Source organism: Flavobacterium mekongense (assembly GCF_047038255.1).
In the GTDB taxonomy this organism is placed as follows: Bacteria; Bacteroidota; Bacteroidia; order Flavobacteriales; family Flavobacteriaceae; genus Flavobacterium; species Flavobacterium mekongense.
In genome coordinates, this window is record NZ_CP174374.1 from 2,752,305 (window position 1) to 2,778,104 (window position 25,800).

Below are 25,800 nucleotides of genomic sequence, written 5' to 3' on the forward strand. Positions count from 1 at the left end.
GGTTGTCGAAATGACAACCCTTTTTTTATGTAGAGAGAAAAGATTAAGCTTGTTCTCCTTTGTGACGACTTTCGATTTCTTCGATGTCCTTTTTGCTTACACTATCTACTAAGATTGGCGTTGCAATAAACAACGAGGAGTAAGTTCCTACAACGATACCAACCAACATCGCAAAGATAAATCCACGGATAGATTCACCACCAAAGATGAACATGATTAGCAATACCAAAATCATCGTTAACGAAGTATTGATGGTTCTGGAAAGCGTAGTATTAATAGACGCGTTAACCACATCTTTGAATGAACCTTTGATATTACCGGCTAAGAATTCACGAACCCTGTCAAATACAATTACCGTATCGTTCATAGAGTAACCGATTACTGTTAAGATAGCAGCGATAAAGTGTTGGTCCATTTCCATGTGGAAAGGCATGTATTTGTACAATAATGAATATAATCCTAATACAAAGATAACATCGTGTAATACTGCTGCGATAGCTCCTAAAGAATACTGCCATCTGCGGAAAGAAATTACCAAGTACAAACCAACAACCAACATAGCTCCGATTACTGCCCAGAAAGAGTTGGTTTTGATATCGGCTGAAATGGCAGCCCCTACTTTAGAAGCTTGTAGTACTCCTACTTGCTTACCATCATAAGTATTGATGAAATTATCATAAGTAATATTATTGTAATATTTTTTCAAAGTATTGAACAACAATTCATTTACTTCTTTATCTACTTCAACACCGTCTTCTTTGATTTTGTATTTGGTAGTCACTTTCAATTGATCGTCTTCACCAAAAACTTTAGCTTCAACAGTAACACCAAAAGCAGCTGATAATTCTTCAGAAACTTGAGTTGGCTCAACTGGTTTTTCAAACTTCACTTGGAAAGTTCTTCCTCCTACGAAATCTACACCTTCATCCAATCCGTTGAAATAGAAAGAAACACAACTTACGATTACCACTAAGGTAGAGAATACATAAGAGATTTTCTTAATTCCGATGAAATCGAAGTGGAAACCAGTAAACCAGTTTTTGGTTACTGAAGTAGTAAAGCTTAAGCTTCTGTTTTTAGCGATGTCTTTATCGATAAAAATTCTGGCGATAAAGATAGAAGTGAACAATGAAGTAAAGATACCGATTAACAAAGTAGTAGCAAATCCTTGGATTGGACCAGTACCGAAGATGAATAAAATAGCACCTGTTAATACGTGAGTAACGTTAGCATCGATAATAGAACGCATAGCACCTTTCCAACCGTAAGAAGCTTTTACCGCATCCGCTAACGACTTACCGTCGCGCAATTCTTCTTTGGCTCTTTCGTAAATAATGATGTTGGCATCCACAGCAGTACCCAAAGTTAATACGATACCCGCAATACCCGGTAAAGTTAACACTGCACCCAAACTGGCTAAGATTCCGAATAAGAATAATAAGTTAACCAACAAAGCTACATTAGCATACCAACCCGCTCTGCCATAGTAGAACATCATCCATAAACATACTAACAAGAAACCAACTACTGATGAAATAGTACCAGCATCGATAGCTTTTTGTCCTAATGATGGTCCAACAATCTCAGATTGGATGATTTCTGCTGTAGCCGGTAATTTACCTGCTCTTAATACGTTAGCTAAGTCTTTGGTTTCAGCTACGTTGAAGCTTCCTGTGATTTCAGATCTTCCACCGGCAATAGGTCCGGAAGTAACACCCGGTGCTGAATAAACAACGTTATCCAAAGCAATAGCAATAGCACTTTTTTGAGTGTAAGCATTACCGGTTAATTTTTCCCATTCTTTAGAACCTGCGCCATTCATTTGCATAGAAACAGCCGGTTTACCCATTTGGTCAAAAGTATCTCTGGCGTCAACAATTACACCACCGCTCAACGGAGCAATGTCGTCTTTGTTTCCTTTTAAAGCATATAATTCAACCGTTTCAGTTTCCTTTTTGGTTTTTTCGTCAGTTACTGAAGTTGGTTTTCCCCAAACGAATTTAGCAAAACGCTTGTCACCCGGTAACAACGAACGAATTTCAGGTCTTTTCAAGTAACCACTGATGGCAGCAGTATCTTTAGTATTTACAATAGCTAAGATTGGACCACCACCAATTGATACAAACTTGTCGAATAACGGGTTGTTTCCTTTTTTAGCAGCAGCGGTATCGTTGCTTTTATCTGTCAATAATTTGGTTAATGAATCTTCAGCTTTTACCGCTTCTGTTTTTTCAGTAGTTTTTACAGTAGCTTTCAAAGCTTCATTGGCTTGTTGCAAAAATCCGCCTAACTCTTCTGCTTTGAATGTTTCCCAGAACTCTAACTCGGCTTTGCTCGAAACCAATTTTTTAATACGGTCAACATCTTTAGCACCCGGTAACTCAATTAAAATTCTTCCGGTTTGGCCTAATTTAGCAATGTTGGGTTGGGTTACCCCGAATTTATCAATACGACTTCTCAATACGCCGAAAGCCGATTCTACAGACTCGTCAACTTTTCTTCTCAATACTTTTTTAACTTGCTCATCAGTTGAATTGAAGTTCAACTCTTGATCGTCAAAATTTCTGTTGGCAAAAATATCAGGAGAAGCCAATTTGGTTGTTCCTTTGTTGGCATCGAAAGCTTCAAAGAAAGCATCTAAATAAGATTGATTTCCTCTTTGATTTTTTGTTGCATCTTCTAAAGCTTTGTTGAAAACAGGATTTTTAGAATTGTTAGACAATTGCTTCAAAACGTCTTTAACAGAGATTTGAAGAATTACGTTAATTCCTCCTTCAAGGTCCAAACCTTTATTAATTTGTTTGTCTTTTACATCATTGTAAGTAAAGAAATCCAGAAAAACTTTTTCCTTGCCTATCGAGTCAAGGTATTTAATTTCTTTCTCAGGATTTCCTCCCGCAAATGTTTTGGCGTCACTTTTTACTTTATTGGCCACAAAAGTGAACGATAATTGGTAAATACTTACCAAAGCAAATAAAATTGCGAAAAACTTAACTAGTCCTTTATTCTGCATTATTACTAAAAATTAATTAATTCTTTGTTTTCTCTTGCTTTCACAAAAATTAAAACCTCTGAAATTCAAAACTTTACAAAATAAAGCCTTGTATTTACAATCATCCCCTTTTTTATGAAACGTGCAAATATATAATTATAGATAAGATTAACCAATATTTTCTCGATTAATATCAAAAAAAAGACTGCAAAGATTGCAGTCTTTTTTTAAATCTTACCTATATATATTATGCCAAATGCGATTTTAAATCATTGTTCATATTGCGAACCGCATCAGCACTCTTGGCAAACAATGCTTTTTCGGCATCATTTAAGTTGATATCAATAATTTGTTCTACTCCGTTTTTACCGATTATACAAGGCACGCCGATACAAATATCGCTCTGACCGTACTCGCCCTCTAAAAACACAGAGCAAGGAATCATTTTCTTTTGGTCGTTCAAAATAGCATCCACCAAATACGCTACCGAAGCGCCCGGTGCATACCAAGCCGAAGTGCCTAACAAACCGGTCAAAGTAGCGCCACCAACCATAGTATCAGCAGCCACTTTAGCCAAAGCTTCTTCTGATAAAAACTGAGAAACCGGCACACCGTTGTACGACGCCAAACGGGTTAACGGAATCATAGTAGTATCTCCGTGACCGCCAATTACCATTCCTTGAATATCGTTAGCCGGCTTGTCTAAAGCCAAAGACAAATAAGTTTTGAAACGAGAACTGTCTAAAGTTCCACCCATTCCGATAATTCTGTTTTTCGGTAAACCTAAAGATTTATAAGCCAAATACGTCATCGTATCCATTGGATTAGACACAATCACGAAAATAGCATTCGGCGAATGTTGCAATAAACTTTCAGCCACACCTTTCACAATTCCGGCATTGATTCCGATTAATTCTTCACGAGTCATACCCGGTTTTCTCGGCACTCCCGAAGTAATTACCACCACATCACTACCGGCGGTTTTGGCATAGTCATTAGTACTTCCCACTACTTTGGTATTGAACCCTAAAGTGGTTTGGGTTTGCGTAATATCTAACGCTTTCCCTTCAGCAAAACCTTCTCTGATATCCACCAACACAATTTCGCTAGCAATTCTTCTGTAAGCAATCGCATCGGCACATGTAGCCCCTACGTTTCCTGCTCCTACAATAGTAACTTTCATTTTTGTATAATATTTTGTTGTTTCTTTATTTTTTTGAAGCTAATCCCGCTTTACGTTACAATCTTTTTTAGTTTGTTTATAACAAACCAAAAAAGGATTTTCACTGCAATCGGGGCTAATTAAGCATCAATTTTAGCGTATACTGCATTTTTCTCAATGAACTCTCTACGTGGCGGCACCTCATCACCCATCAACATCGAGAAGATTCTGTCGGCCTCCGTCAAACTGTCAATCGTAACTTGACGCAAAGTTCTGAACTCCGGATTCATCGTAGTTTCCCACAACTGCTCGGCATTCATCTCTCCCAGACCTTTATAACGTTGGATGGTAGCGCTTCCGCCCATTCTTTCGTTGGCCAAGTCGCGTTGGTCATCGTTCCAAGCGTATTCTTTTTTGTTTCCTTTTTTCACCAAATACAATGGCGGCGTAGCAATGTAAACGTGACCGTTTTCAATTAACTCGCGCATAAAACGGAAGAAGAAAGTTAAGATTAACGTAGCAATGTGGCTACCGTCCACGTCGGCATCACACATGATGACTACTTTGTGGTATCTTAACTTTTCTATGTTCAACGCTTTGCTATCCTCTTCGGTACCGATGGTTACCCCTAAAGCGGTGAAAATATTGCGAATCTCTTCGTTTTCAAACACTTTGTGATGCATCGCTTTTTCCACGTTCAAAATCTTACCACGCAACGGCATGATGGCCTGGAAATTACGGTCGCGGCCTTGTTTGGCTGTTCCACCCGCGGAATCTCCCTCTACGAAGAAAATTTCGCATTTTGCCGGATCTTGTTCAGCACAATCCGATAATTTACCCGGTAAACCACCACCGCCTAAAACAGTTTTGCGCTGTACCATTTCACGCGCTTTTTTTGCAGCGTGACGTGCCTGAGCGGCTAAGATTACTTTTTGAACAATGATTTTGGCGTCATTCGGATTTTCTTCCAAATAATTTTCCAACATTTCCGCCACAGCTTGAGAAACCGGAGACACTACTTCTCTGTTCCCCAATTTGGTTTTGGTTTGTCCTTCAAACTGAGGCTCAGCTACTTTTACCGAAATAATCGCTGTTAAACCCTCACGGAAATCATCTCCGGATATTTCAAACTTCAATTTATCCAACAAACCGGAAGCATCAGCATACTTTTTCAACGTACGGGTTAAACCCATACGGAAACCTTGCAAGTGCGTTCCTCCTTCGTGGGTATTGATATTGTTTACATAAGAGAAAATGTTTTCAGAATAACTTTCGTTGTAAATCAATGCCACTTCTACCGGAATTTCTCCTTTTTCATTTTCCATCGAAATCACGTGACCAATGATAGGAATTCTGTTGCCGTCTAAAAACTTAACAAATTCTTTCAACCCTTCTTTAGAGTGAAAAACTTCACCTTCATACTCACCGTTTTCTTTGACATTTCTTTTGTCGGTTAGCGTAATGGTAATGCCTTTATTCAAGAAAGACAACTCGCGCATACGAGCCGCTAAAGTATCATAGGAGTATTCAAGCGTTTGGGTAAAAATAGTACCATCCGGTTTGAAAGTTACAACTGTTCCTCTTTTAGAAGTTTCTCCGATTTGTTTTACCGGATACATTGCCTTTCCTCTTTCGTATTCTTGCTCGTAAATTTTACCATCGCGGTGAACTGTAGCACGCAAATGATCAGATAGTGCGTTCACACACGATACTCCAACCCCGTGCAAACCTCCGGAAACTTTATAAGAATCTTTATCGAATTTACCTCCGGCTCCGATTTTGGTCATTACTACCTCCAAAGCCGAAACACCTTCTTTTTTATGAATATCAACCGGAATTCCACGTCCGTTATCTTCAACAGTTATGGAATTATCCTCATTTATCACCACACTGATGGTATCACAATGTCCAGCCAATGCCTCATCGATAGAGTTATCCACCACCTCGTAAACCAAATGGTGCAAACCTCTAACTCCGGTATCTCCAATGTACATGGAAGGACGCATTCTTACGTGCTCCATTCCTTCTAACGCCTGAATACTATCGGCTGAATAATTGTTCTTTTTAATCTCGTCGCTCATATAATTTTATCGTAAAAAATGTATTTTTTGTCTAACACGCAAATATATAAAAACACATAGGATTTCCTATTGAAAAAAGGGCTTAAAACCTTTAAGTTATTAACATTTTTAGCGGGATTTCAACAAAAAACGCCTGCCAAAAATGACAGACGTTTTTCAACAAACAAACTAAACTTCAATTCAATCAAGTTTGAGAACTCGACTTTGCTGTAATAATGCTTTTCGGCGCTAAGCTAAAAGGCATTTTATGCTTTTACGTAGGCTTCTTCGTGTACATTGGCCACGGCTCTGCCCGACGGATCATTCAAGTTTTTAAAGGCTTCATCCCATTCTAAAGCTACTTTAGTACTACAAGCTACACTGGCCTCCTGTGGTACGCTTAAAGCGGCTGTATCGCTTGGAAAATGTTCGTGGAAAATGGAACGGTAATAATACTCTTCTTTCGACGTTGGGGTTTGTATCGGAAATTTGTATTTGGCATTGGCCAACTGCTCATCGGTGATTTCTTGAGCCACCATAGCTTTCAACGTATCAATCCAACTGTAACCTACGCCATCACTAAATTGCTCTTTTTGACGCCAAGCCACACTTTCCGGTAACATATCTTCAAAAGCTTTGCGCAACACCCATTTCTCCATGCGTTCACCATTGACCATTTTATCTTGCGGGTTGATTCGCATCGCTACATCCATAAACTCTTTGTCTAAAAACGGTACCCGCCCTTCAATGCCCCAAGCAGCCAAACTTTTATTGGCGCGCAAACAATCGTACATGTGGAGTTTACTTAACTTACGTACGGTTTCTTCGTGAAATTCTTTGGCATTGGGCGCTTTATGGAAATACAAATAGCCGCCAAATAGCTCGTCCGAGCCTTCGCCGGAAAGCACCATTTTGATACCCATCGATTTGATGACTCTGGCCATTAAATACATGGGCGTAGAAGCCCGAATGGTAGTAACATCGTAGGTTTCTATATTGTAAATCACATCGCGAACAGCGTCCAATCCTTCTTGTATGGTGAATTTGATTTCGTGGTGAATGGTTCCCAAATGATCGGCAACTTTTCGGGCAGCGGCCAAATCGGGCGAACCTTCTAATCCAACCGCAAACGAGTGCAATTGCGGATACCAAGCATCAACTGTGTCGCCGGATTCGATTCGCTTTTGGGCAAACTTTTTGGCGATGGCCGAAGTGATGGAAGAATCTAATCCACCGGACAACAATACGCCGTAAGGCACATCACTCATCAACTGACGGTGAACGGCTGCTTCCAACGCTTTTCTGATTTCTTGAATACTGGTTTCGTTGGCTTTAACTGCTTCGAATTCGGTCCATTCTCTTTGGTACCATTGCACCAATTCGCCATCTTTACTCGACAAATAATGGCCGGGCGGAAACAACTCGATTTTGGTACAATAACCTTCCAAAGCTTTCAATTCGGAAGCCACATAAAACGTTCCGAACTGATCCCAACCCATATACAAAGGAATGATTCCCATGTGATCACGAGCAATGAAGTATTCGTCTTTTTCTACATCGTACAAAGCAAATCCGAAGATACCGTTCATTTCGTCTATAAAATGCGGTCCTTTTTCTTGGTAGAGCGCCAAAATAACTTCGCAATCACTTTGGGTTTGAAATTCGTATTTTCCTTCAAATTGTTGACGCAACAATTGATGGTTGTATATTTCTCCATTGGCGGCCAAAACCAACCTCCCGTCTTTGCTGAACAACGGTTGTTTCCCCGAAGCCGGATCTACAATGGCTAATCTTTCATGGGCCAAAATGGCTTTGTCGTTACTGAAAATACCGCTCCAATCCGGACCGCGATGGCGGATGATTTTCGACATTTCCAATACTTGTGGTCTTAAGGTTTCTGATTTTTGCTTTAATTCAAAGGCGCATACAATTCCGCACATAATCTTTTATTCTTTGTTTATTTGATGAAGCAAAAATTGATATTAAATATATAAAATTAAATCAAGAATGCATTTTTGATTTAAAATATAAACCATAAACATGATTTTAATAAAAATTACAAATTAAAAATATTGTTTTATTCTATTCTACTAACAGTTATTAATTTAAAAGCTAAGTTTACAAAACCAATTATTTCAATTTGAAAAATGAAAGCTAAAAATAACAGAATCACTTTGGGAATTATCGCATTCCTTTTCTTTGCTTTTTATTTTATTAGAATTTATTCGGAGATTTTTAAAATAGCTGATTCTTCTGAATACTTATCTACAGCCGAAATAATAAAAAACGGAAGTTATTTTACTCCTATTGACAATTTTAACACTGCTGAAATAGCTACTAAACGTCCACTATTATATCCTCTTTTCCTGCTTATAAGTTTTACAAACAATCTAAAATTTATAATTTTTTTACAAACACTTTTCGGCATATTCAATTTTTATCTGATAACCAAATTTCTTGAGAAACTTGAGATAAATGTAAATAACCATATAATTTTAACACTATTATTAACCCCTTCAATTTTCATCTACACCCAATTAATAATGTCTGAATGGTTAGCCATGACATTAGTATTATTGATGACTTATCTGTTTTTATTTGAATTTAACAAAAAAAGATTTTTCATTATACAAATCCTAACAATACTATTAGCATTAACAAAGCCCGTTTTTTACCCGATAATTTTCTTCAATTTATTGTATTTTGCCATATACATGTACAGAAAAAAAGTCTTTAGCATTTTTTTATTTTTGCCAGTAACTTTTTTATTTGGTTATTTAAATTTCAACGAATACAAAACTGGCTACAAACATTTTTCTTCAATTGAAAATATTAACTTGATTGACTACAACCTATATTATTACAAATCTTATAAAGAAGGTCAAGAAATAGCTGATAATTGGAGAGAAAATATTTATAAAAAAAGTAGTGAATTAAAAACATTTGCAGAAAAAAACAACTTCTACAAACAAACAGCTATAAATGAAATAAAATTAAACTTCTGGGGATACTCATGGTATCATTTTTTCACCAGTATAAGAGGAATGATTGATCCGGGAAGATTTGACGTAATGACTTTCTTTAAAAAAGAAGACGGAAAGCAAGGCTTTATTGAAATTCTAAACAATAATAAAACAATGGCTTCTTTTTTAAACCAAAAGAACTTATGGATAATTGTAATTCTTATTCCGATTTTCATCATGCAGTTGCTTAAATTTTTCTGCTTCTGCACCTTTGTTTATCAAAATAAATACCACCTATTTTCCTTCCGGTTTTACCCAATATTAATATTAATATTGTATATATTTCTAACCGGACCTGTGAATTGCTCAAGATTGATGATGCCTTTACAAGGATTAATGATAATTATTACATTACATCAATTGAATAAATTCCAAAGAAGTTTTAAAAAAATGAAATCCTAAAAAAATAACTCTCAAACTAAAGCCTCAACAACATATTCTTTCCCATTAATTTCCGCAGTAAATCCAATACCATTCCCCATCAAAGCTGTACCTAAAGGCGACTGTGGAGAAATCGCAAAAACAGTTTGATTGTCTAACGTTATTTTAGGCAAAGCAGTACTAACAAACAACCACAGGCCATTGGTTTGGACCAAACTGCCTAAAGCCACTTTTTGATGTACAACCGAGGCATCAATTTTATCCAATACGGCTTTTTGGGCTAAGACTTCTTGCAACTTATGGTTGAGTTTTTCCTGTTCCAAATGCATCATCGACAAAGCCGTTTCATGTTTGTCGCCTGCGGAACCTTTGGCATCGTTTTGTGCGTCATCAGTCAACCCGGAAATCATGTCTTGGAAAACATCAATGCGGTCTTGGACTAATTGCTTGTAGGATTGGAGGATTTGTTGTTTCACTATAGATAATTGGATCTTTAGACTAACTTAGACTTCTTAGATCTATAATTCTTACTTTCTAAGAAGTCTAAAAATCTAAGAAGTCGGATTTAAAAATCAAACTTATAATTTGCGCCACCTAACACTTGTAATCCTTGCACAGGATAATTCAACCAACGTTGGTAATCTTGGTTGGCTAAATTGTTGCCTTTTAAGAAAAAGGTCAAACGTTCGCTGTGTTTGTAGCCGATGTGAGCATTCAAGTCGAAGAAACTGTCTAAGGTAACTTCGGTGTCAAAAGTAGGCTGTGTTAAAGAAGCAAAATGGGCAAAATCTTTTCTTTCACCTACAAAGAACAAATTGGTACCGGCGTACCATTTTTGTGTAATGTTCACGTCTAAACTGGCGCCTAATTTTAAAGCCGGTAAATTCCAAGCTTCGTTTTCCACATCGGTCGAATAGCTGCTGAAAGTTCCGTTGATACCGAAAGCTACATTTTTAGAAAAATCGGCTTTCAACTCGCCAAAGAAACTCACGGTTTTAAGTTTGTCATACACCACATTAAAGGAATTGCCGTATTGATACCCTTCAAAACCAACTAATTCTTCGTAGCCGTTGCTTTTGAATAAGGCGCGATTGTCTTCGTTTACATAAGAACCGCGAATGTTGTAGCTTACACTGTTGGCTAACTTTCCTTTCAACCCTACATAAATATCATATTTCTGATCGGTTGGTGCTACTAGTAAGGTTGGAGAAACAAAGAAATTCTCTTGCACAAAATCGCGGTAAGAATTTTGCTTTAGTCCGCCTTCCAATCCGGCATAAAAAATCATCAAATCGCCTACCACTCTATAGGAACCCGTTACTTGAGGATAAATGAAAAACTTGCTTTCGCCTTGTTCCTGAGCAGCGCTGTAAAAGAAACCTACTCCGGCATTCACCGTCAAATCATCTTTTTGAATTTTGATGCTCGGTTGAAAACCTACATTGGTAAAACCGTATTTTATACCCGCATTCCCAACCATGTTTTTGTCGAATGAACCACTGATATAATCGAATACAAAATCGGCTTTAATTTTTTGCTCTACAATATCAAATTCCAATGATGGTTTAGCTACAAAACGATTTTCAGCCGAACCAAAAGCATCCCAAAAACGGGTAAACTTAACCGAACTTTCTTTCAAGATATTGTTCAATCCTAATCTGCCGCCAACATATAAAGTATGGTACGTTTGCTGCTCATCTATGGTAGCCAAAGTCTCCGGTGTAATGGTTCCGGGATAAAAACCGTACCAATTGTAAATTTGGTGTTGGTAACCCAAATCGGCGTTCCAATTCATGGTATTGGTGCGACTTCCGTAAGTTAAATCCAAAGCCGTGTTCATAAATTTATCATCTAAAAATACGCCGTCAATGCCGCCTTGAGAAGAACTGTGACGCAACATTCCGCCAAAATAATCCGTGTTGCTTACGTTTTCCGTTACAAACAATTCCGCGTTCACCGTACCGTAATTTCCGGCGGCTAAGGTAAGATAGTTGCTGAAAATTTTCTCCTGAGGCGATTTGTCAACACCGGCGGCTTTTCCTTTGGCTGGTGCAAAAGTAGATGCTACCGGAAAAGAAAAAATATTGTACTTGATGTTTTCCTTTTTCTGCGTTTCTTCGTCGTCCAAACTTGGTGTTTCTTTCACTTTAAAAGCATCGGATATTGTTGGTGTATAAGGTTTCACCACGTTTACTACTTCAGTTCCGATGTTTTCGTCTTTCTTTTGGGCGAAAGCGATTTGGGTTACTAAAAGGATGGCTGCTATATATTTTACTTGTTTCATATCTAATTAAAATTACACAGAGGTTCACAGAGAAACTCGGAGATTCACAGAGAAATTTATTCGGTTACAGAAGAATTCGTTTTAGCGGCTTCGCCTTTGATGGTATCCAATTCGGTTTGTGCTTCGGCTACAACATCAGGATAAGCGGTGAAATTCTTGATAACGCTATCCAAAATTGATGTCGCACTGAAGTTATCTTTTAACTGGTAATAGTTTTTAGCCATAATCACCAACCCTTTAGCTCCGAAATATTTGTAGCCTGAATACTCTTTGGCTAATTTTTGAACGGTTTTATTCGAGTCTTCAAACTTGCCGTCTTTGTGTTTGAAATACGCTTCATAATACAATGCTTCAGCCGCTAATTCGCCTTTAGCAATAGTCAGCAATTTAGCATAAGCGGTTCGGGCTTTGGCTTCGTCGTTCACCTGAATGGCCGCTCTGGCTACTATGATTTGCGCATCACTTTTGACTTTATTATCGGTCTTAGGATTCGCTAAAACTTTATCGGCATAAACCACAGCATTGGCATACTCTTTTTGTTCGTAATACGCTCTCATTAAATTGGCTTGCGCGAAAGTCACATTCTGAGGAAAATCAGCTTCTGTTTCTAAACGTTTCAAAACCGGAACAGCTTTGGTGTAATCGTTTTTCTTTAGGTGAATTTCACACAAACGCGCCAAGGATTGCTCGGTAAATTCACTGCGACTTTTGCTGATTACAAACTCGTAACCCGAAACCGCATTGGCTTCCAAACCGTCGGCATAATACGATTGCGCTAAGTAGAAATTGGCTTTCAGCGCGTGAATCCCGTTCGGGAATTTAGACACATAACTGCTCAAACCTGAAATGGCTTGTTTGGTATTGTTTTGCAAGTACTGTTTTTCGGCAGCTTCGTAAGTATCGTTGTCTAATTCAGCATCGGACACTTCCACAAAATCGAGTGTTCTTACCCACGACGCGTATTCGTCTACTTTACCGTTATCCATGTAAATCAAACGCGCCGTTGAAACCGCTTCTAAGGCTTCGGGAGTTCTCGGATAATCGGCGGCAACCTTTTTGAATTTGGCCAAAGCCAATTCGTCTTTCTGACCGTTGTAATACACCAAACCTTGACGCAAAACCGCTTTGGAAGCAAAGGAACCATTTTTGAATTCGGCCAACAATTGGTCATAAGTTTTCACAGCTAAATCCGTTTTGTTCTCCGCCACATAAGTATTGCCTAATTCGAACAACGCATCATCGCGGTACTTTGAAGTTTTAAAATTTTGTAAAAACTTATTGAAGTCTTCAATCTTTCTGTCGTTGCGCGATACAAATCCGTAACTCAACGCTTTTTGGAAAGCGGCGTAATCTGCGTCGATGCCTTTCATTTCAATCGCTTTGTTGTAAGCATCCATAGCCGGCCAGTATTTGGAAGTCACAAAACGTGAATCACCCAAACGCAAATACGCATCGTTCAAACGCACTTTGTCGTCTTTGTTGGCATCGATGTAACTTTGGAAATAATTTCCGGCTTGCTCGTATTCTTTTTGTTTGAAATAAGCGTAGGCGATATTGTAATTGATGTTTTTGTATTCCGGTGTTTCTTTGGCGGCAGCGTAGCCCAAAAATTGTTTGAAACTCAACAACGCTTCGCTGAAATTATCCAATACATATTCGGTTTCGCCTTTCCAAAACGTAGCTCTGGCGGTGAACTTTTCGGTTCTGGCAGTGGCGGCCGATTTTTTAAACATGACCAAAGCTTCTTGGTAATTGCCATCAGTATACAATTCGATACCGCGGTAGAACGTTACCTTTTGATAGGCCGGTTTGTTAGTCTCAGTATTGTTTTTCTCTAATAAAACCAACGCATCTTTATAGTTTTTCGAAGTGATATACGAGTTGATTAACAAGGTTTCAATCTCAATCTTGCTTGGCGAATTGGGATACTTGGTCAAGAAAGCCGCCAATACATCCGGAATAGATTGGTAAGAGTTTCCGATTTCGTAGCTCAATTTGGCGTAATTTAAATTCGCATCTTCTTGAATGGCTTTGTCGAAATCCATTTCCGAAGCGCTTTTGAAAGCGTTCAAAGCCTGTTGCTTTTTATCGGTTTTGAAGTAACATTCTCCTAAATGATAATAACCGTTTTGGGCCACAAAATCCTTTCCGTCTATGATTTTATTGAATTGCAAAATCGCATTTTCATAGTCTTTCTGCATGTAATAAGCGTAACCCAGTTGGTAAAAATCGGTATTGTTCCATTTGCCTTTTTTGCCTTTGTATTCTTTTAGATACGGCAGCGCTTTATCGTATTGTTTTAAGTTGAAATAACTCTCGCCTACAATTTTATTCAACTCCGATTTTTCTAAAGCATTGGAATTCGGCATAGCAGTTAATCCTGCCTCAATGGCTTTTTCAAACTCACCGGCTTTGAAATGCATATCGGCTTTGAAATAGGACAATTTCTCTTTGTATTTTTCCTCGTTTTCTACTTTTTGGAAATACTTATTAGCGTCTTGATAATTGTTGTCTTCGTACTTCATAAAGCCCAAGTAGTAATTGGCTTGTGTGCCGTATTCTTTAGAGTTTACCACTTTTTTAAAGTACTCGTCTGCTTCTTTTTTATTGCCGGCCGTAAAATAAGCATAACCTTTTTGAAAGGTGAATTTCTCGGTTTGCTCGTAAGTCAGCGCACTTTCGTCTACTTTATCAAAATACTGTAAAGCTTGAGGAAATTTGCCTTGTTCAAAATAATACTGCGCCACTTCGATGTAAGCTTGATTTTGCTTGGAACTGGTGGGATAATCTTTTACAAATTTTTCCATCAATTCATCGGCATTCGATTGGTTCAAGTGAATCGCACAATTGGCGATGTAGTAAGCACAATCGGCAGCTACTTCGTGTTCTTTATTGTTTTGCTTAACGCGTTCAAATAAAATTTGGGCAGATTGGTATTGCTTGTCTTTATACAACAAAACAGCTTTGTCAAACTCGGATAAATCGTGAGTATAGATGGCAGATTGTTGGGCTGAAATTGTGGGAGCGATTGCGATTCCCAACAAAAAAGATAACATTAAAACATTACGCATGGTTATTTCTTTTATTTATCCAAAAATATTACTCTATACCCTATAACGCAAAAAGGCTGTTATTTATTATAAACATTGTTGTAAACAATTTTGGAGCGTTGAAATTCACAGTTCAATTCGATTCGATGAGACAATTTGGAATTTAGAATTTGGAATTTGGAATTTATATTTACTATTTTTACCCAATAAACCTAATTATCCATGTCAGCAACAGTTTTATCTTTAAAAAACGTTACCATTTATCAGGAAAACAGAGTGATTTTATCGCAAGTAAACTTGGAAGTCAAGGAAGGTGAATTCCTCTATATTATTGGTAAAACCGGGACAGGGAAAAGTAGCTTTATGAAAACTTTATACGGCGACTTACCTTTAACAGAAGGAAGCGGTACTATTGTAGGCTATGATTTGGTGAATTTAAAAGAAAAAGACATTCCGTTTTTGAGACGTAAAATTGGAATCGTATTTCAAGATTTCCAATTGTTATTAGACAGAAGCGTGAACGAAAACATGCTGTTTGTGTTGAAAGCCACCGGCTGGACAGACAAACAAGAAATGCAAAATAAAATTGATGATGTTTTAGACCGCGTAGGTTTGAAAGGCATTGCCAATAAAATGCCACACCAACTTTCGGGCGGAGAACAACAAAGAGTAGCCATAGCGCGAGCTTTGTTGAATGATCCGGAATTGATTTTGGCCGACGAACCAACGGGAAACTTAGATCCGCAAACCAGTGCTGAAGTTTTAGGGGTTTTGAAAAAAATTAACGAGAATGGTAAAACCGTAATCATGGCCACCCACGATTATGCGTTGTTGATGAAATTCCCGTCAAAAACCTTAAAATGCGAAGACAATACTATTTTTGAAGTGGTACAGAAAACCGTTTAAATCGTTCAGTTTCGCTCAACCATTTTGCCAAAAGAAAAATAGCAAACGGAAAAGTAACCAAGTGAAAACGATCACCCTGACCGCTTGATATTCCTGACAACATTATAGTATACAATACAAACATCGCCATCAAAGCTTCGCCGCTTTTTCGGGTAAAAAGTTGGCGTATGTAATACAACGACACTAAAAATCCAAGCAAAGTAAACAAACGGTTTTGCCATTTGGACGAATCATAAGCAACAGCCTTGCAAAACTCAAAATAGCCGGTATTCTTTTTGTTCACGACATCAATAACACAAGCGTTTCCGGTTTTGGTATTTTCCAGTAAATTGTGTCCATAAGCCCAAACAACATTGGGAAAATTGGTTTTCATCTGGTGAATCGCATCTTCTGTAGCTACTCGTTTTTGATCGGAAAAAGACAAACTGAATAGATACTCTGCTCTGGGATTGTTGATTTGATGGTATTCTTTCCCGTTTTTAAAACAATCTGCTTTACTAAACAAATAATTGTGGTAAGTTACACCATCTATATAGCTTATGGTAAAATCTCCATACTGCACTTTCATCCCAACAATCTGTATCAAAATCATTAACACACTGCCATAAATCAAAATCATGCTTTTGGTTTTGTAATTTTTCAACACGGTTTTAAGAAACAAAAGCAACATCAACAAAGCAAAGAATTTTACGCCGGGTTTGATGAGCATACTTGACAACAATAATGACAATGAAAAAGACAAAAACCAAAAATTGTTGGTTTTATAATAGCGAAACAAACAGTAAAAAGACAGGAAAATAAAAAAGGTAAAAATGTTTTCAGTCAGTAAATGATAGTTAAGCACCGTACTTCCGATGGTAAAAAAAGGAAGCATGGCAAAAATAAAGGCAATCTTCTCCGACAAGAATTCTTTGGTCATCTGAAACAGCAACAGGGAAGTTCCCAACCAACAGAACACATTTACTATCAAACTCCATTGGAAAATACCGGCATCGGAACTCCCGAATAAATATGGCAATCCGGTGATAAATGCCATTACCATCGGACGATAATAATGTCCGGTAAATTTTAAATACATCTTTTGGGCCGATTCGAGATAATTGGAAGAATCAGGATAAATCAGCGTTTGTTGGTCTAATTGCAACAGTAAATTCAATACTTCCAGCCAAAGTAAGCCGATGAGCACCAAGAATAATGGGTAACGGTATTTTTTAAGTATTGCAAACAAACTATTGGTCCTTTTTGTAAACGTGTGGATTTTCTTTAATTCCTTTTTTAAAGACTTTACGAATACACATGCGCAAAAATGTATCCGCTTGTAAAACCAAATCGGTCAACTTATTTTCTGGGCGACCGCGGAAGGAAGTCACGTGAAAAGTATCTGCTGCCAACAACGGTTTTTCGGAAAAATAATAATTCGACACACAGCGGCGATAGCCTTCAAATACCACAGGTGAAACCGAATGTAAGGAATGATTGTGCGTTTCCATAATAGCCAAACGGTTGAATTTACTGTGAATGGTAACCGGCTGTTGCGACAAACCATTGGGCCAAAGTTCTAAATTACCGCCATACTCTTTCTGCCAATCGGGTGTCACGTAATACAACAAATTCAGTACACGCCATAGACTGCGATCTTTGTCGTGTGAATTGTCTAAATGCGGATTCAGAAACTGATTTTTTGCCATTAACGAAATCCCGCCAGCATACAAGTTTTCGTCGGGAATGGGTTTTTCTATCCCGCAAATTTCGCCTATCAAGGTCACGATTCTCGAATCCTGGAAGGCATATATAATTTCTTCAAGTAGCGGATGATACAAATTCATTTGTGCAGCTATGTACTTGTCTTCACGCAAACTTTTCTTTAAAACCATCGCTTCAGGTTTGGGAAAAACGGCTGCGATTTCGTGGGCTACTGCTTCAGGCAATAAATCATCTACAAATCCGTAGCGAATAGACTTATTTTGAGAAGTAAAGTCGGCTTGCAACTGCGATTTTTGCGCTTGTAATTTTTCTAAAATATAATTCGCTAAATCAATTCGGTTCATCATGTAATAGTTGCCAAAAAATATATTTTCTTTGTAAAGGTATTATTTAATTCCGTTTTCTAAATGATTTCAGTGCTAATTCCTACATACGATTACAACACTTTACCATTGGTAACGGAATTGCATCGACAATTGTTGGCGGAAAACACTAACTTCGAAATTATCGTTCAAGACGATGCTTCTCCCGTAAATGAGAACACCAACCTTAACAACACTATCAACCAACTTTCTAATTGCCGATTTGAAAGAAACGATGCTAATTTAGGTCGCGGACAAAATAGGAATTCCCTAATACAAAAAGCCAAATTCGATTGGGTTTTGCTGATGGATTGCGATATGTTTCCCCAATCGGAAAACTTTATAAAAACTTATCTTGAGCAGATTAAAAATGCAACCAATTCGGTGGTTTACGGTGGTTTGCTATACCAAAACGAAAAACCATCTAAGGAACAGTTACTCCGTTGGGTGTTCGGTAAAAGTCGGGAAGAAATTCCTTTGTCCAAAAGACTATCCAATCCTTACCATTACTGTTTAATTTCAAACATTTTGGTCAGAAGAGATTTGTTATTGGCTTATCCTTTCAAGGCTGAAATTTACCGTTATGGTTACGAGGACATAGTTTTAATACTCGGATTAAAAAAACAGCAAGTACCTATATGGCACATTGAGAATGCGGCTTTCCATCTTAATTTGGAGAGTTCAGCAATTTTTTTGGATAAATTCCACAACTCATTGCAAAACTTAAAATGGGTATTAGACCATCAAATCATTCAAGCCGAAGACACTGCCCTAACCCGAATGTACGGCAAACTTCGTAAATTCGGTTTGACCCGAATAACCGCTTTTTCATTCGGTTTACTACAATCGTTGATGACCAAACAATTGTTATCGGCTAAACCTTCACTTTTAGTATTTGATTTGTATCGATTGGGTTACTTTTGTCAATTAAATCTTCGCTGATGCCTTTCTTTTCTGTCATAATTCCGGTATATAACAAAGCGATGTTTGTTAGTGAGACATTGCAAAGTGTCTTAACGCAAACCTTTACCGATTTTGAAATCATCATTATAAACGACGGTTCTACAGATAATAGCGAAAGCGTAATCAAGACTCTTAATGACAACAGAATAAAGTATTTTTACAAAGAAAATGAAGGCGTAGCAATAGCCAGAAATTTGGGTATTGAAAAGGCTCAGGGTGAATTTATTTGTTTTTTAGACGCTGATGATTTTTGGAAACCAACCTATTTAGCCACTTTCAAAGGTTATATAGATACTCATCCTAATCAAAAAGTATTTTCTTGTGCGATAGCCATAGAAACTGCTAAAAAAACTATCTCAGCAGAGTATTCTTTGGAAAACATAACCGATTTTCAGAAGGTAGATTTTTTTGAAGCCAGTCGGAAAGAATGCATATTATGGACCTCAGCGGTGGCGATTCACAAAACTGTTTTTGATAAAATCGGCTCATTCGACACCAAAATCAAAAAGGGTGAAGATACCGAGTTATGGATGCGAATCGGTTTGCAATTCAGCATAGGATTCATAGGGATTGTTTTGGCCAAATACCGCTATGATAAAAACAGTATCTCCAGAAATTGGCAGTATTTTTTTGAGCCTTACACTTTTGATAAATATGCTGCTTTAGAAAAAGAAAACCTTAAGTTGAAACATTACTTGGACCAAAACCGATTTTCGGCCATCATCAAATGTAAATTGAACGGAGATATGAAAACGGCCAAACAATTGTACAACCAAATTGATTCAGGCCAATTGGGTTTGAAAAAAAACATCTTGATACAAATGCCCGGTCCTATTTTACGCCTTTTGGTTTGGGCAAAAAATAAGGCTGTTAGTTACGGCTTAGGGAATTCAGTTTTTAGATAGCAGGTATTCGTTGTAATTTCTAATGTAATCGGCTTCTTCAAATACATCGGAAGCAATAACCAAACAAACCGAACCGGAAGAAAAGTTTTCCAATTCGCGCCAAATACCGTTGGGGATTAATAATCCTTCGTTGGGTTTATTGAGTGTAACCGAGACATTGTCCTTACCATCGGTAAGCACTACCGTAAAGCTACCGCTTAAAGCCACTAAAAATTCTTGTTGTACTTTATGCGAATGACCACCGCGTTCGGCACCACTCGGCACATCGTATAAATAATATACGCGTTTCATGGCAAACGGAATCACATCGCCTTCAATGACAGAAAGATTCCCTCTAACGTCTTGTATTTTGGGTATCGGTAGTATTTTGATATCGGCTATTGCAGTCATTTACTCCTTTAATAATTGTTGCCAAGATTGCGCAATCAAGTTCAAAGATAAATGTTCTACGCTTTGTTTGGCGTTATTTTTACAGTTTTGGTATAACTTTTCGTCAGTTATAAGCAAATCCAAGGCTTTGGACAAGGCATTAACATTGTGGTTTTCGACTAACAAACCGTTAAATCCGTGGCGTACAATTTCACTCGGACCACTTTCACAATCTACCGAAATCACCGGTGTTCCGGCGGCTAAAGATTCTATCAAAGACATCGGAAAGCCTTCGTATCGACTGGTTAAAATGGTCGCTTTAGCATGTTGCACAAACGGTAAAACATCGTTTTGAAAAGGAATAATTTTAACAAAAGAACCGAGTTGTTTTTGCTGAATTTTTTCCGCTATTTTATCTTTATCAGAGCCATCACCCAGTAAAATCAAATGAAAACCTTTGGCTTTGGCTTCCGAGATGTCATAAGCATCAATTAGGAGCGACAAGTTTTTAATGGCGTCTTCCAAACGACCAAAAAAGAGCAAATACTTTTCGGGTAGTTCTTTGGGTTTATCCCACAAGATTTCCGGGAAATCCACCGGATTATAGATAGTTTGCGTATTCGTCAAACCATATTTCGTTTGAATTTTATCTTCTATGGCTTTGGAAACCGTTACAATTTTGCTGGCTTTCGCATAAAGGTATTTTGTCCAAAACTGCGATTTCGGGAAATACATTTCCAAATTGGCACTGTGAACCATGAAATAAGTCTTTCGTTTACCGTAAATCCATTGGGTGAAAATTTCACGCACTAACATGGGGCGAGATCGAAGGTCGATTACAACTTCTATTTGATTTTCATATAGATAATTTGCGATGTACTTTCCTTTTTTAACCGCTCGGAAAATGCCTTGCTCACGGGCGAAAATTTTACCCAAATTCACCAATTTTCCTTTGTATCCGTAACTCACATAATCGAAGATGATAAGGTGATGAATTTCGTATTCCAAACCGTGCAACATACTGCCCAACATAGCGGTAAAACGCTCGGCACCGCCAACACCGAGTGAAGCGGAAACTATTGCTATTTTGCGATTGTTGTTCATTTCTTACTTATATTGCAACGTATTTAAAACGCAGCATTGATTTTGGCTGCGTAAATATAGGAAGATAATGAAGATTTTACTCATTGGAGAATACAGTAGGCTACACAATTCTTTGAAAGAAGGTTTGCTCGAATTGGGCCACGAAGTGATTATCTTGGGTTTTAAGGATGGCTTTAAAGATTACCCGGTGGATTTTCCTCTCGTGAAAAAATGGGACAACGGCCTTTTAAAAAAGTGCAAGATTGCTTTGCTAAAGCTTACCGGCTTTGACATTTCTTCATTCCTGACTTACCGACAATTCTGTAAAAACCAAGTTCATTTTAAGGATTTTGACGTAGTGCAATTAATCAATGAAAACAGTTTTTATTGCGATTACAAGTATGAAACCAAAATATTGGACTATTTGTTTGATCACAATAAAAAAGTGTTTCTACTGAGTTGCGGTGATGATTATGTGCATGTGAATTACAATTTCAATCATCCGGATAATCCTTCGATAGTTCAGCCGTATTTAGCGGGCAAAATTGCCGACAAAGCTTTTTCGAATGTATTGAAGTTCAGAACACCATCGTTTGAAAAACTTCACCATTTTATCCAAGAAAAATGCAATGGTGTGATAACTTCTGATTTGGATTACCAGCTGCCGTGGCAAAACCACCCGAAATATTCAGACATGATTCCGAATCCGATAAACTTGGATAAACTCGACTATATTCCAATGGAAATCGGTCCTAAAATTGAAATTTTTCACGGGATTAATAGGGAAAGTTACTTTAAAAAAGGGAATGACTTTTTTGAAAAAGCCTTGACCATCATTCAGGAGAAATATTCTGAAAAAGTGTCCATTACAGTTACCGAAAATGTACCTTATGAAGAATATATCAATCAATACAATCGAGCACATATTGTTCTAGATCAGCTATATGGTCATGACCAAGGCTATAATGCTCTCGAAGCGATGGCAAAAGGAAAAGTGGTATTTACCAATGCTTCTGCCCTATTTGAAAAATACTACCGCTTAACTGAAAAAGTGGCGGTAAATGCTATGCCCGATGTGAACTATTTAGTGGCTGAATTATCTCAACTGATTGAAAATCCGCACATGATAGATGAAATTGGAAAAAATGCACGAGATTTTGTAGTGAGAGAACATCATTACAAAATGATAGCTGAAAAGTATATTTCAGTTTGGACAAAAAAGAATTAGAACAAACTCTTTCTGAAGTAAACTGTTAATGTAATCAGATAAACTGCGTAGGTAACGGCATTGGCCATCACTATACCTTCTATACCAAAGACACTCATAAGATAATGCCCGGAAATCCAGAGTACGGCAAAAGAAAACACTTCTGAAATGATAAAGGCTTTGGTTAACTTTTTAGCAAAGAACTGATACCCTAAAATCAGCGAGATGGCTTTAAAAACATCTCCAATAAATTGCCAAAAGAATAAGTCGGAAACCGGTTGGAAATCGTGTGAAAATAATAGCGGAATTAAGTAAACCCTTGAAAAATAAAGCACTACCAATCCGATTATAAAAAACGGAATAATCCCTTTAAAATAACTCCAAAAAAGCTTTTTGGTGGCTGCTTCGCTTTCTGATTTGGAGAGTTTTGGAAGATAATACACCGTTAGTATGGTGGACAAAAACAAAAAGTAATAGGATGAAATTCTGACTAAAGCTTCCCAATAACCGGCCGCTTCATAGCTTATGGTGTGGATGACGGTATTTCGCAAAGACAGCAAAACAATCGGCCCTAAAACAGCCGAAACCAAAGCCATAAGGGAATACTCTGAGAGGTTTTTGAGGAAAGTACTGTTGAGATTGCTGAAAGAAATTTTGAAATAGTTAAGTTTCTTGTACAAATAAAAAACAGTGACTAAAAAAACAATCGTTGGTGCCATGACTATTGCCAAAAGCGCACCGAATTCTTTGTATTGATAAATCAAACCCAATGACAAAAGCATCCCCAATACATTTCCAATGATGTTGATTTGAATAACTTTTCCATAAGCCTCCAATCCGTTTAGAACAGAGGTCAACAAAATCGAACCAATATACCAAGGCAAACAAAAGGCTAAGGTTTTAAAAATGGTATCATACTGAAAATGCGCTCCGAAAAGCTTGACATTCCAATAATCTGCTGTAAAAAAAAGCACCCCTAAAAGTAGCAACACCACTATGAAGATGATGGTGGTTACGGTGGCCAAAAAGGATTTTAACGAGTCTTCTTTGTTATGATAATCTGCTACATATTTAATGATACCGTTTTGAAATCCCACTGTCCCTATGTTTTCAACTGCAGTGATAAAATTTCTAAAATTACCCACCAAAGCCATCCCTGACGGCCCTAAAAACACCGCAATAATCTTGGAAGTTACAAAACCCGTTACAATTTTAACCAACACACTAATACCGTTCAAAGAGGTTACTTTAAACAATTCTTTTTTTAGTATTTGATTGAAAAACTCCAATTAGTACTGATTTAAGATTCGGATGATATGATCAACTTCCTCTGCAGTAAGCACCGGACTCATAGGCAAACTCAATACTTCGCGATGGATAGCTTCAGTAATAGGAAATGAAAGCGATTGCCAATGCGACAAAGCTCTTTGTTGGTGAGGCGGAACAGGATAATGGATTAAGGTTTCTATTCCGTTTTGCTTTAAATAGGCTTGCAAATCGTTTCGATTGGCGGTGCGAATCACAAACAAATGAAAGACGTGCTTCTGAAAATCAACACACTTCGGCAACCGAATTTTAGGATTACGGATTTCGGTCAAATACCTTTTAGCAATTGAGGTCCGAATGACATTCTCTTTTTCCAAATGAGGCAATTTCACATTTAAAAAAGCCGCTTGAATCTCATCCAAACGCGAGTTCACGCCCAAATAGTCGTTGTAATATTTTTGTTCTGAGCCATAATTCCGCATAGCCAAAATCACTTTCGCTAAGGCATCATCATCAGTAGTTACACAACCCGCATCGCCTAAAGCACCCAAATTTTTCCCGGGATAAAAACTGAAAGCTCTGGCATGTTTTCCGTAAAAAGGCAGTCCGTGGGCTTGAGCGGCGTCTTCCACGAGGAGCAAATTGTGCTTTGAAGCAATCTTTGAAATGGCTTCCATATTGGCCAATTGCCCGTACAAATGTACTGCTAAAACACCTTTGGTTTTGGCTGTAATTTTGGTTTCGATTTCGTTGGGATTGAGATTGAAGGTTTCCTCATCAGGTTCCACTAAAATTGGGACCAAATCGGCTTGCAAAACGGCGAGTATACTGGCAATGTAAGTATTGGCCGGCACTATAATCTCATCTCCTTTTTGCAATAAACCCAGCTCGATATAGGCTTTAAAAATGATTACCATCGCGTCTAGACCATTCCCTACGCCTATGCAATATTTAGCATTGGTAAATAGTGCAAATTGTTGTTCAAAATGTTTTACTTCATCGCCTAAAACAAACCAACCTTTATCCAATACTGTTTGCATTTTCTCTTGAAAAGCAACTTGGTAAGGCAGATTCACTTTATGCAGGTCGAGGAATTTTATCATAGTGCCATTTGGTATATATTTTGGAAAAACAAGCTGCAACCTAACTCTTTTTTTTGGTTCAACAAACCTTCATTGTATCCTAATGCACTGTCATCGTTAACTGTACCCATATCAAAATAATCATAATCCGTTTTTAAATGCGCAATCAAATACAAGAAAAGATAATCCAAAGCTCGGAATTTTTTTCCGTTTTCGGTCGTGGCTCCGTATTGTGATTTGACTACTTTGCCTGCTTTAAAAAGGGTAATTCCCGCTAAAATTTCACCGTCTTGGTACAAATTGTATTGTTCTATATGATGGGGAAATCTCGATTGCAGCAAACTGATTTCAGCCAACGAATGTAAAGGTTTTGTTTGGTATTTATCCCATAACAAAGGCTCAAGTACATTGGTCCAAAAAGCGTCAAACTGGGTTTCTTTTTTAACAGTTAAGTTTAGTGATTGTAATCGGCGGTAATGCTTTAACTTACTTTTAGAGATTTTAAAATCCGATTGAAAATCGACTGCCAAGTTCATCTTTTGCGCTATAACTTCGCTCTTTTTTCCCAATAAACAGTTTCGAGTTGATGTAAAATGTAACGGAGCGTAAAACGGAAGCATTTCTTTAATTTCACAATACTCGAAAGATTGCTTTTGAAGATAACCGAAAGTTTCAGTGATTACTTCATGGATAGATTCTGGCGTCATTTCGTCCTTAAAAATAAATCCGCCATAAGTTAAGCCTTGGTGAGAATAAATAGTATTGCCTTTATAATTAGCCGGAAAAACGGCTTGCAAAACATGCTTTTGAAAAACCAGTAATGAAAAATCCTGAAATCTGTCCGCGTGGTACTCCATAAACTTTCTGTCAAATAAAAATGGGGCATCTGTCGCTTGGTTGACAAAATCATTCCAAATCGCAAAATCATCCGAACAGTAACGCTTAACAGTATAGTTTTTCACAGGTTTCTCTAAAACTTCGGAAAATTAAACATTTATTTT

Annotated in this window: 19 protein-coding genes; 5 read left to right on the forward strand and 14 right to left on the reverse strand. The window is 37.6% G+C overall.

The window, feature by feature from the left end; translation table 11 throughout:
- Positions 1–43: 43 nt before the first annotated feature.
- From secDF to asnB, 4 genes are all read right to left on the reverse strand, one after another.
- Positions 44–3,013: a protein translocase subunit SecDF gene (secDF, locus tag ACJG85_RS12010; protein WP_409678637.1), complete on the reverse strand. Its 2,970-nt coding sequence runs from the start codon at positions 3,011–3,013 to the stop codon at positions 44–46.
- A 226-nt stretch (positions 3,014–3,239) separates the two neighbouring features.
- Positions 3,240–4,175, reverse strand: a complete 936-nt coding sequence (gene mdh / locus ACJG85_RS12015; RefSeq protein WP_409678634.1) for a malate dehydrogenase — start codon at positions 4,173–4,175, stop codon at positions 3,240–3,242.
- 119 nt (positions 4,176–4,294) lie between these two features.
- On the reverse strand, positions 4,295–6,235 hold the full coding sequence (gene gyrB / locus ACJG85_RS12020; protein WP_409678631.1) for a DNA topoisomerase (ATP-hydrolyzing) subunit B: 1,941 nt from the start codon (positions 6,233–6,235) through the stop codon (positions 4,295–4,297).
- A 245-nt stretch (positions 6,236–6,480) separates the two neighbouring features.
- Positions 6,481–8,154, reverse strand: a complete 1,674-nt coding sequence (gene asnB, locus ACJG85_RS12025; protein WP_412476506.1) for an asparagine synthase B — start codon at positions 8,152–8,154, stop codon at positions 6,481–6,483.
- A gap of 207 nt (positions 8,155–8,361) precedes the next feature.
- Here asnB and ACJG85_RS12030 point away from each other — a divergent pair, with 207 nt between their 5' ends.
- Complete coding sequence (locus ACJG85_RS12030; RefSeq protein ID WP_412476507.1) at positions 8,362–9,639, forward strand: hypothetical protein; 1,278 nt, start codon at positions 8,362–8,364, stop codon at positions 9,637–9,639.
- 11 nt (positions 9,640–9,650) lie between these two features.
- Here ACJG85_RS12030 and ACJG85_RS12035 read toward each other — a convergent pair whose 3' ends face one another.
- From ACJG85_RS12035 to ACJG85_RS12045, 3 genes are all read right to left on the reverse strand, one after another.
- The gene (locus ACJG85_RS12035) at positions 9,651–10,097 is read right to left on the reverse strand and encodes a hypothetical protein (RefSeq protein WP_412477196.1); all 447 of its coding nucleotides are present in this window, start codon (positions 10,095–10,097) and stop codon (positions 9,651–9,653) included.
- Positions 10,098–10,183: 86 nt separating this feature from the next.
- Complete coding sequence (locus tag ACJG85_RS12040; RefSeq protein ID WP_409678625.1) at positions 10,184–11,902, reverse strand: TonB-dependent receptor; 1,719 nt, start codon at positions 11,900–11,902, stop codon at positions 10,184–10,186.
- Between the two features lie 56 nt (positions 11,903–11,958).
- A complete protein-coding gene (locus ACJG85_RS12045) occupies positions 11,959–14,973 on the reverse strand; it encodes a tetratricopeptide repeat protein (RefSeq protein ID WP_412476508.1) in 3,015 nt (1,004 codons plus the stop codon).
- A 201-nt stretch (positions 14,974–15,174) separates the two neighbouring features.
- Between ACJG85_RS12045 and ACJG85_RS12050 the strand changes: the two genes are divergently transcribed.
- Positions 15,175–15,858 carry a cell division ATP-binding protein FtsE gene (locus tag ACJG85_RS12050; protein WP_412464320.1) on the forward strand — a complete coding sequence of 228 codons (684 nt, stop codon included), beginning with the start codon at positions 15,175–15,177 and terminating at the stop codon, positions 15,856–15,858.
- Here ACJG85_RS12050 and ACJG85_RS12055 read toward each other — a convergent pair.
- The gene (locus ACJG85_RS12055; RefSeq protein ID WP_412476509.1) at positions 15,827–17,086 is read right to left on the reverse strand and encodes an ArnT family glycosyltransferase; all 1,260 of its coding nucleotides are present in this window, start codon (positions 17,084–17,086) and stop codon (positions 15,827–15,829) included. The two genes, ACJG85_RS12050 and ACJG85_RS12055, sit on opposite strands and share 32 nt — an antisense overlap.
- A gap of 1 nt (position 17,087) precedes the next feature.
- A complete protein-coding gene (locus tag ACJG85_RS12060) occupies positions 17,088–17,909 on the reverse strand; it encodes a 2OG-Fe(II) oxygenase (RefSeq protein ID WP_409678613.1) in 822 nt (273 codons plus the stop codon).
- 60 nt (positions 17,910–17,969) lie between these two features.
- Between ACJG85_RS12060 and ACJG85_RS12065 the strand changes: the two genes are divergently transcribed.
- A complete protein-coding gene (locus ACJG85_RS12065; protein ID WP_409678610.1) occupies positions 17,970–18,866 on the forward strand; it encodes a glycosyltransferase family 2 protein in 897 nt (298 codons plus the stop codon).
- Entirely contained in the window at positions 18,866–19,792 is a 927-nt protein-coding gene (locus ACJG85_RS12070) for a glycosyltransferase family 2 protein (RefSeq protein WP_412476510.1), read from the forward strand. The genes ACJG85_RS12065 and ACJG85_RS12070 overlap by 1 nt, the downstream gene beginning before the upstream one ends.
- On the opposite strand, the gene ACJG85_RS12075 is transcribed toward ACJG85_RS12070, so the two are convergent.
- Both ACJG85_RS12075 and ACJG85_RS12080 read right to left on the reverse strand, forming a co-directional pair.
- Positions 19,778–20,182, reverse strand: coding sequence for a sugar 3,4-ketoisomerase (locus ACJG85_RS12075; protein WP_412464323.1), 405 nt, complete (start codon positions 20,180–20,182; stop codon positions 19,778–19,780). The genes ACJG85_RS12070 and ACJG85_RS12075 overlap by 15 nt on opposite strands.
- Entirely contained in the window at positions 20,183–21,265 is a 1,083-nt protein-coding gene (locus tag ACJG85_RS12080; RefSeq protein WP_409678601.1) for a glycosyltransferase, read from the reverse strand.
- A gap of 67 nt (positions 21,266–21,332) precedes the next feature.
- Between ACJG85_RS12080 and ACJG85_RS12085 the strand changes: the two genes are divergently transcribed.
- Entirely contained in the window at positions 21,333–22,472 is a 1,140-nt protein-coding gene (locus ACJG85_RS12085) for a glycosyltransferase (protein WP_412476511.1), read from the forward strand.
- On the opposite strand, the gene ACJG85_RS12090 is transcribed toward ACJG85_RS12085, so the two are convergent.
- Genes ACJG85_RS12090 through ACJG85_RS12100 form a run of 3 tightly spaced genes read right to left on the reverse strand, consistent with a single transcriptional unit; the run spans position 22,469 to position 25,761 of the window.
- Positions 22,469–23,740, reverse strand: coding sequence for an O-antigen translocase (locus ACJG85_RS12090; RefSeq protein ID WP_412476512.1), 1,272 nt, complete (start codon positions 23,738–23,740; stop codon positions 22,469–22,471). The genes ACJG85_RS12085 and ACJG85_RS12090 overlap by 4 nt on opposite strands.
- Positions 23,741–24,820: a DegT/DnrJ/EryC1/StrS family aminotransferase gene (locus ACJG85_RS12095; protein ID WP_412476513.1), complete on the reverse strand. Its 1,080-nt coding sequence runs from the start codon at positions 24,818–24,820 to the stop codon at positions 23,741–23,743.
- The gene (locus tag ACJG85_RS12100; protein WP_412476514.1) at positions 24,817–25,761 is read right to left on the reverse strand and encodes a GNAT family N-acetyltransferase; all 945 of its coding nucleotides are present in this window, start codon (positions 25,759–25,761) and stop codon (positions 24,817–24,819) included. The genes ACJG85_RS12095 and ACJG85_RS12100 overlap by 4 nt, the downstream gene beginning before the upstream one ends.
- Positions 25,762–25,800: the final 39 nt, after the last annotated feature.

Coding starts and splice junctions, on each gene's coding strand:
- ACJG85_RS12080 (WP_409678601.1), bottom strand. CDS start 21,265: ATGAACAACAATCGCAAAATAGCAATAGTTTCCGCTTCACTCGGTGTT.
- ACJG85_RS12060 (WP_409678613.1), bottom strand. CDS start 17,909: ATGATGAACCGAATTGATTTAGCGAATTATATTTTAGAAAAATTACAA.
- mdh (WP_409678634.1), bottom strand. CDS start 4,175: ATGAAAGTTACTATTGTAGGAGCAGGAAACGTAGGGGCTACATGTGCC.
- ACJG85_RS12045 (WP_412476508.1), bottom strand. CDS start 14,973: ATGCGTAATGTTTTAATGTTATCTTTTTTGTTGGGAATCGCAATCGCT.
- ACJG85_RS12095 (WP_412476513.1), bottom strand. CDS start 24,820: ATGATAAAATTCCTCGACCTGCATAAAGTGAATCTGCCTTACCAAGTT.
- ACJG85_RS12040 (WP_409678625.1), bottom strand. CDS start 11,902: ATGAAACAAGTAAAATATATAGCAGCCATCCTTTTAGTAACCCAAATC.
- ACJG85_RS12030 (WP_412476507.1), top strand. CDS start 8,362: ATGAAAGCTAAAAATAACAGAATCACTTTGGGAATTATCGCATTCCTT.
- gyrB (WP_409678631.1), bottom strand. CDS start 6,235: ATGAGCGACGAGATTAAAAAGAACAATTATTCAGCCGATAGTATTCAG.
- ACJG85_RS12075 (WP_412464323.1), bottom strand. CDS start 20,182: ATGACTGCAATAGCCGATATCAAAATACTACCGATACCCAAAATACAA.
- ACJG85_RS12050 (WP_412464320.1), top strand. CDS start 15,175: ATGTCAGCAACAGTTTTATCTTTAAAAAACGTTACCATTTATCAGGAA.
- ACJG85_RS12070 (WP_412476510.1), top strand. CDS start 18,866: ATGCCTTTCTTTTCTGTCATAATTCCGGTATATAACAAAGCGATGTTT.
- asnB (WP_412476506.1), bottom strand. CDS start 8,154: ATGTGCGGAATTGTATGCGCCTTTGAATTAAAGCAAAAATCAGAAACC.
- ACJG85_RS12065 (WP_409678610.1), top strand. CDS start 17,970: ATGATTTCAGTGCTAATTCCTACATACGATTACAACACTTTACCATTG.
- secDF (WP_409678637.1), bottom strand. CDS start 3,013: ATGCAGAATAAAGGACTAGTTAAGTTTTTCGCAATTTTATTTGCTTTG.
- ACJG85_RS12085 (WP_412476511.1), top strand. CDS start 21,333: ATGAAGATTTTACTCATTGGAGAATACAGTAGGCTACACAATTCTTTG.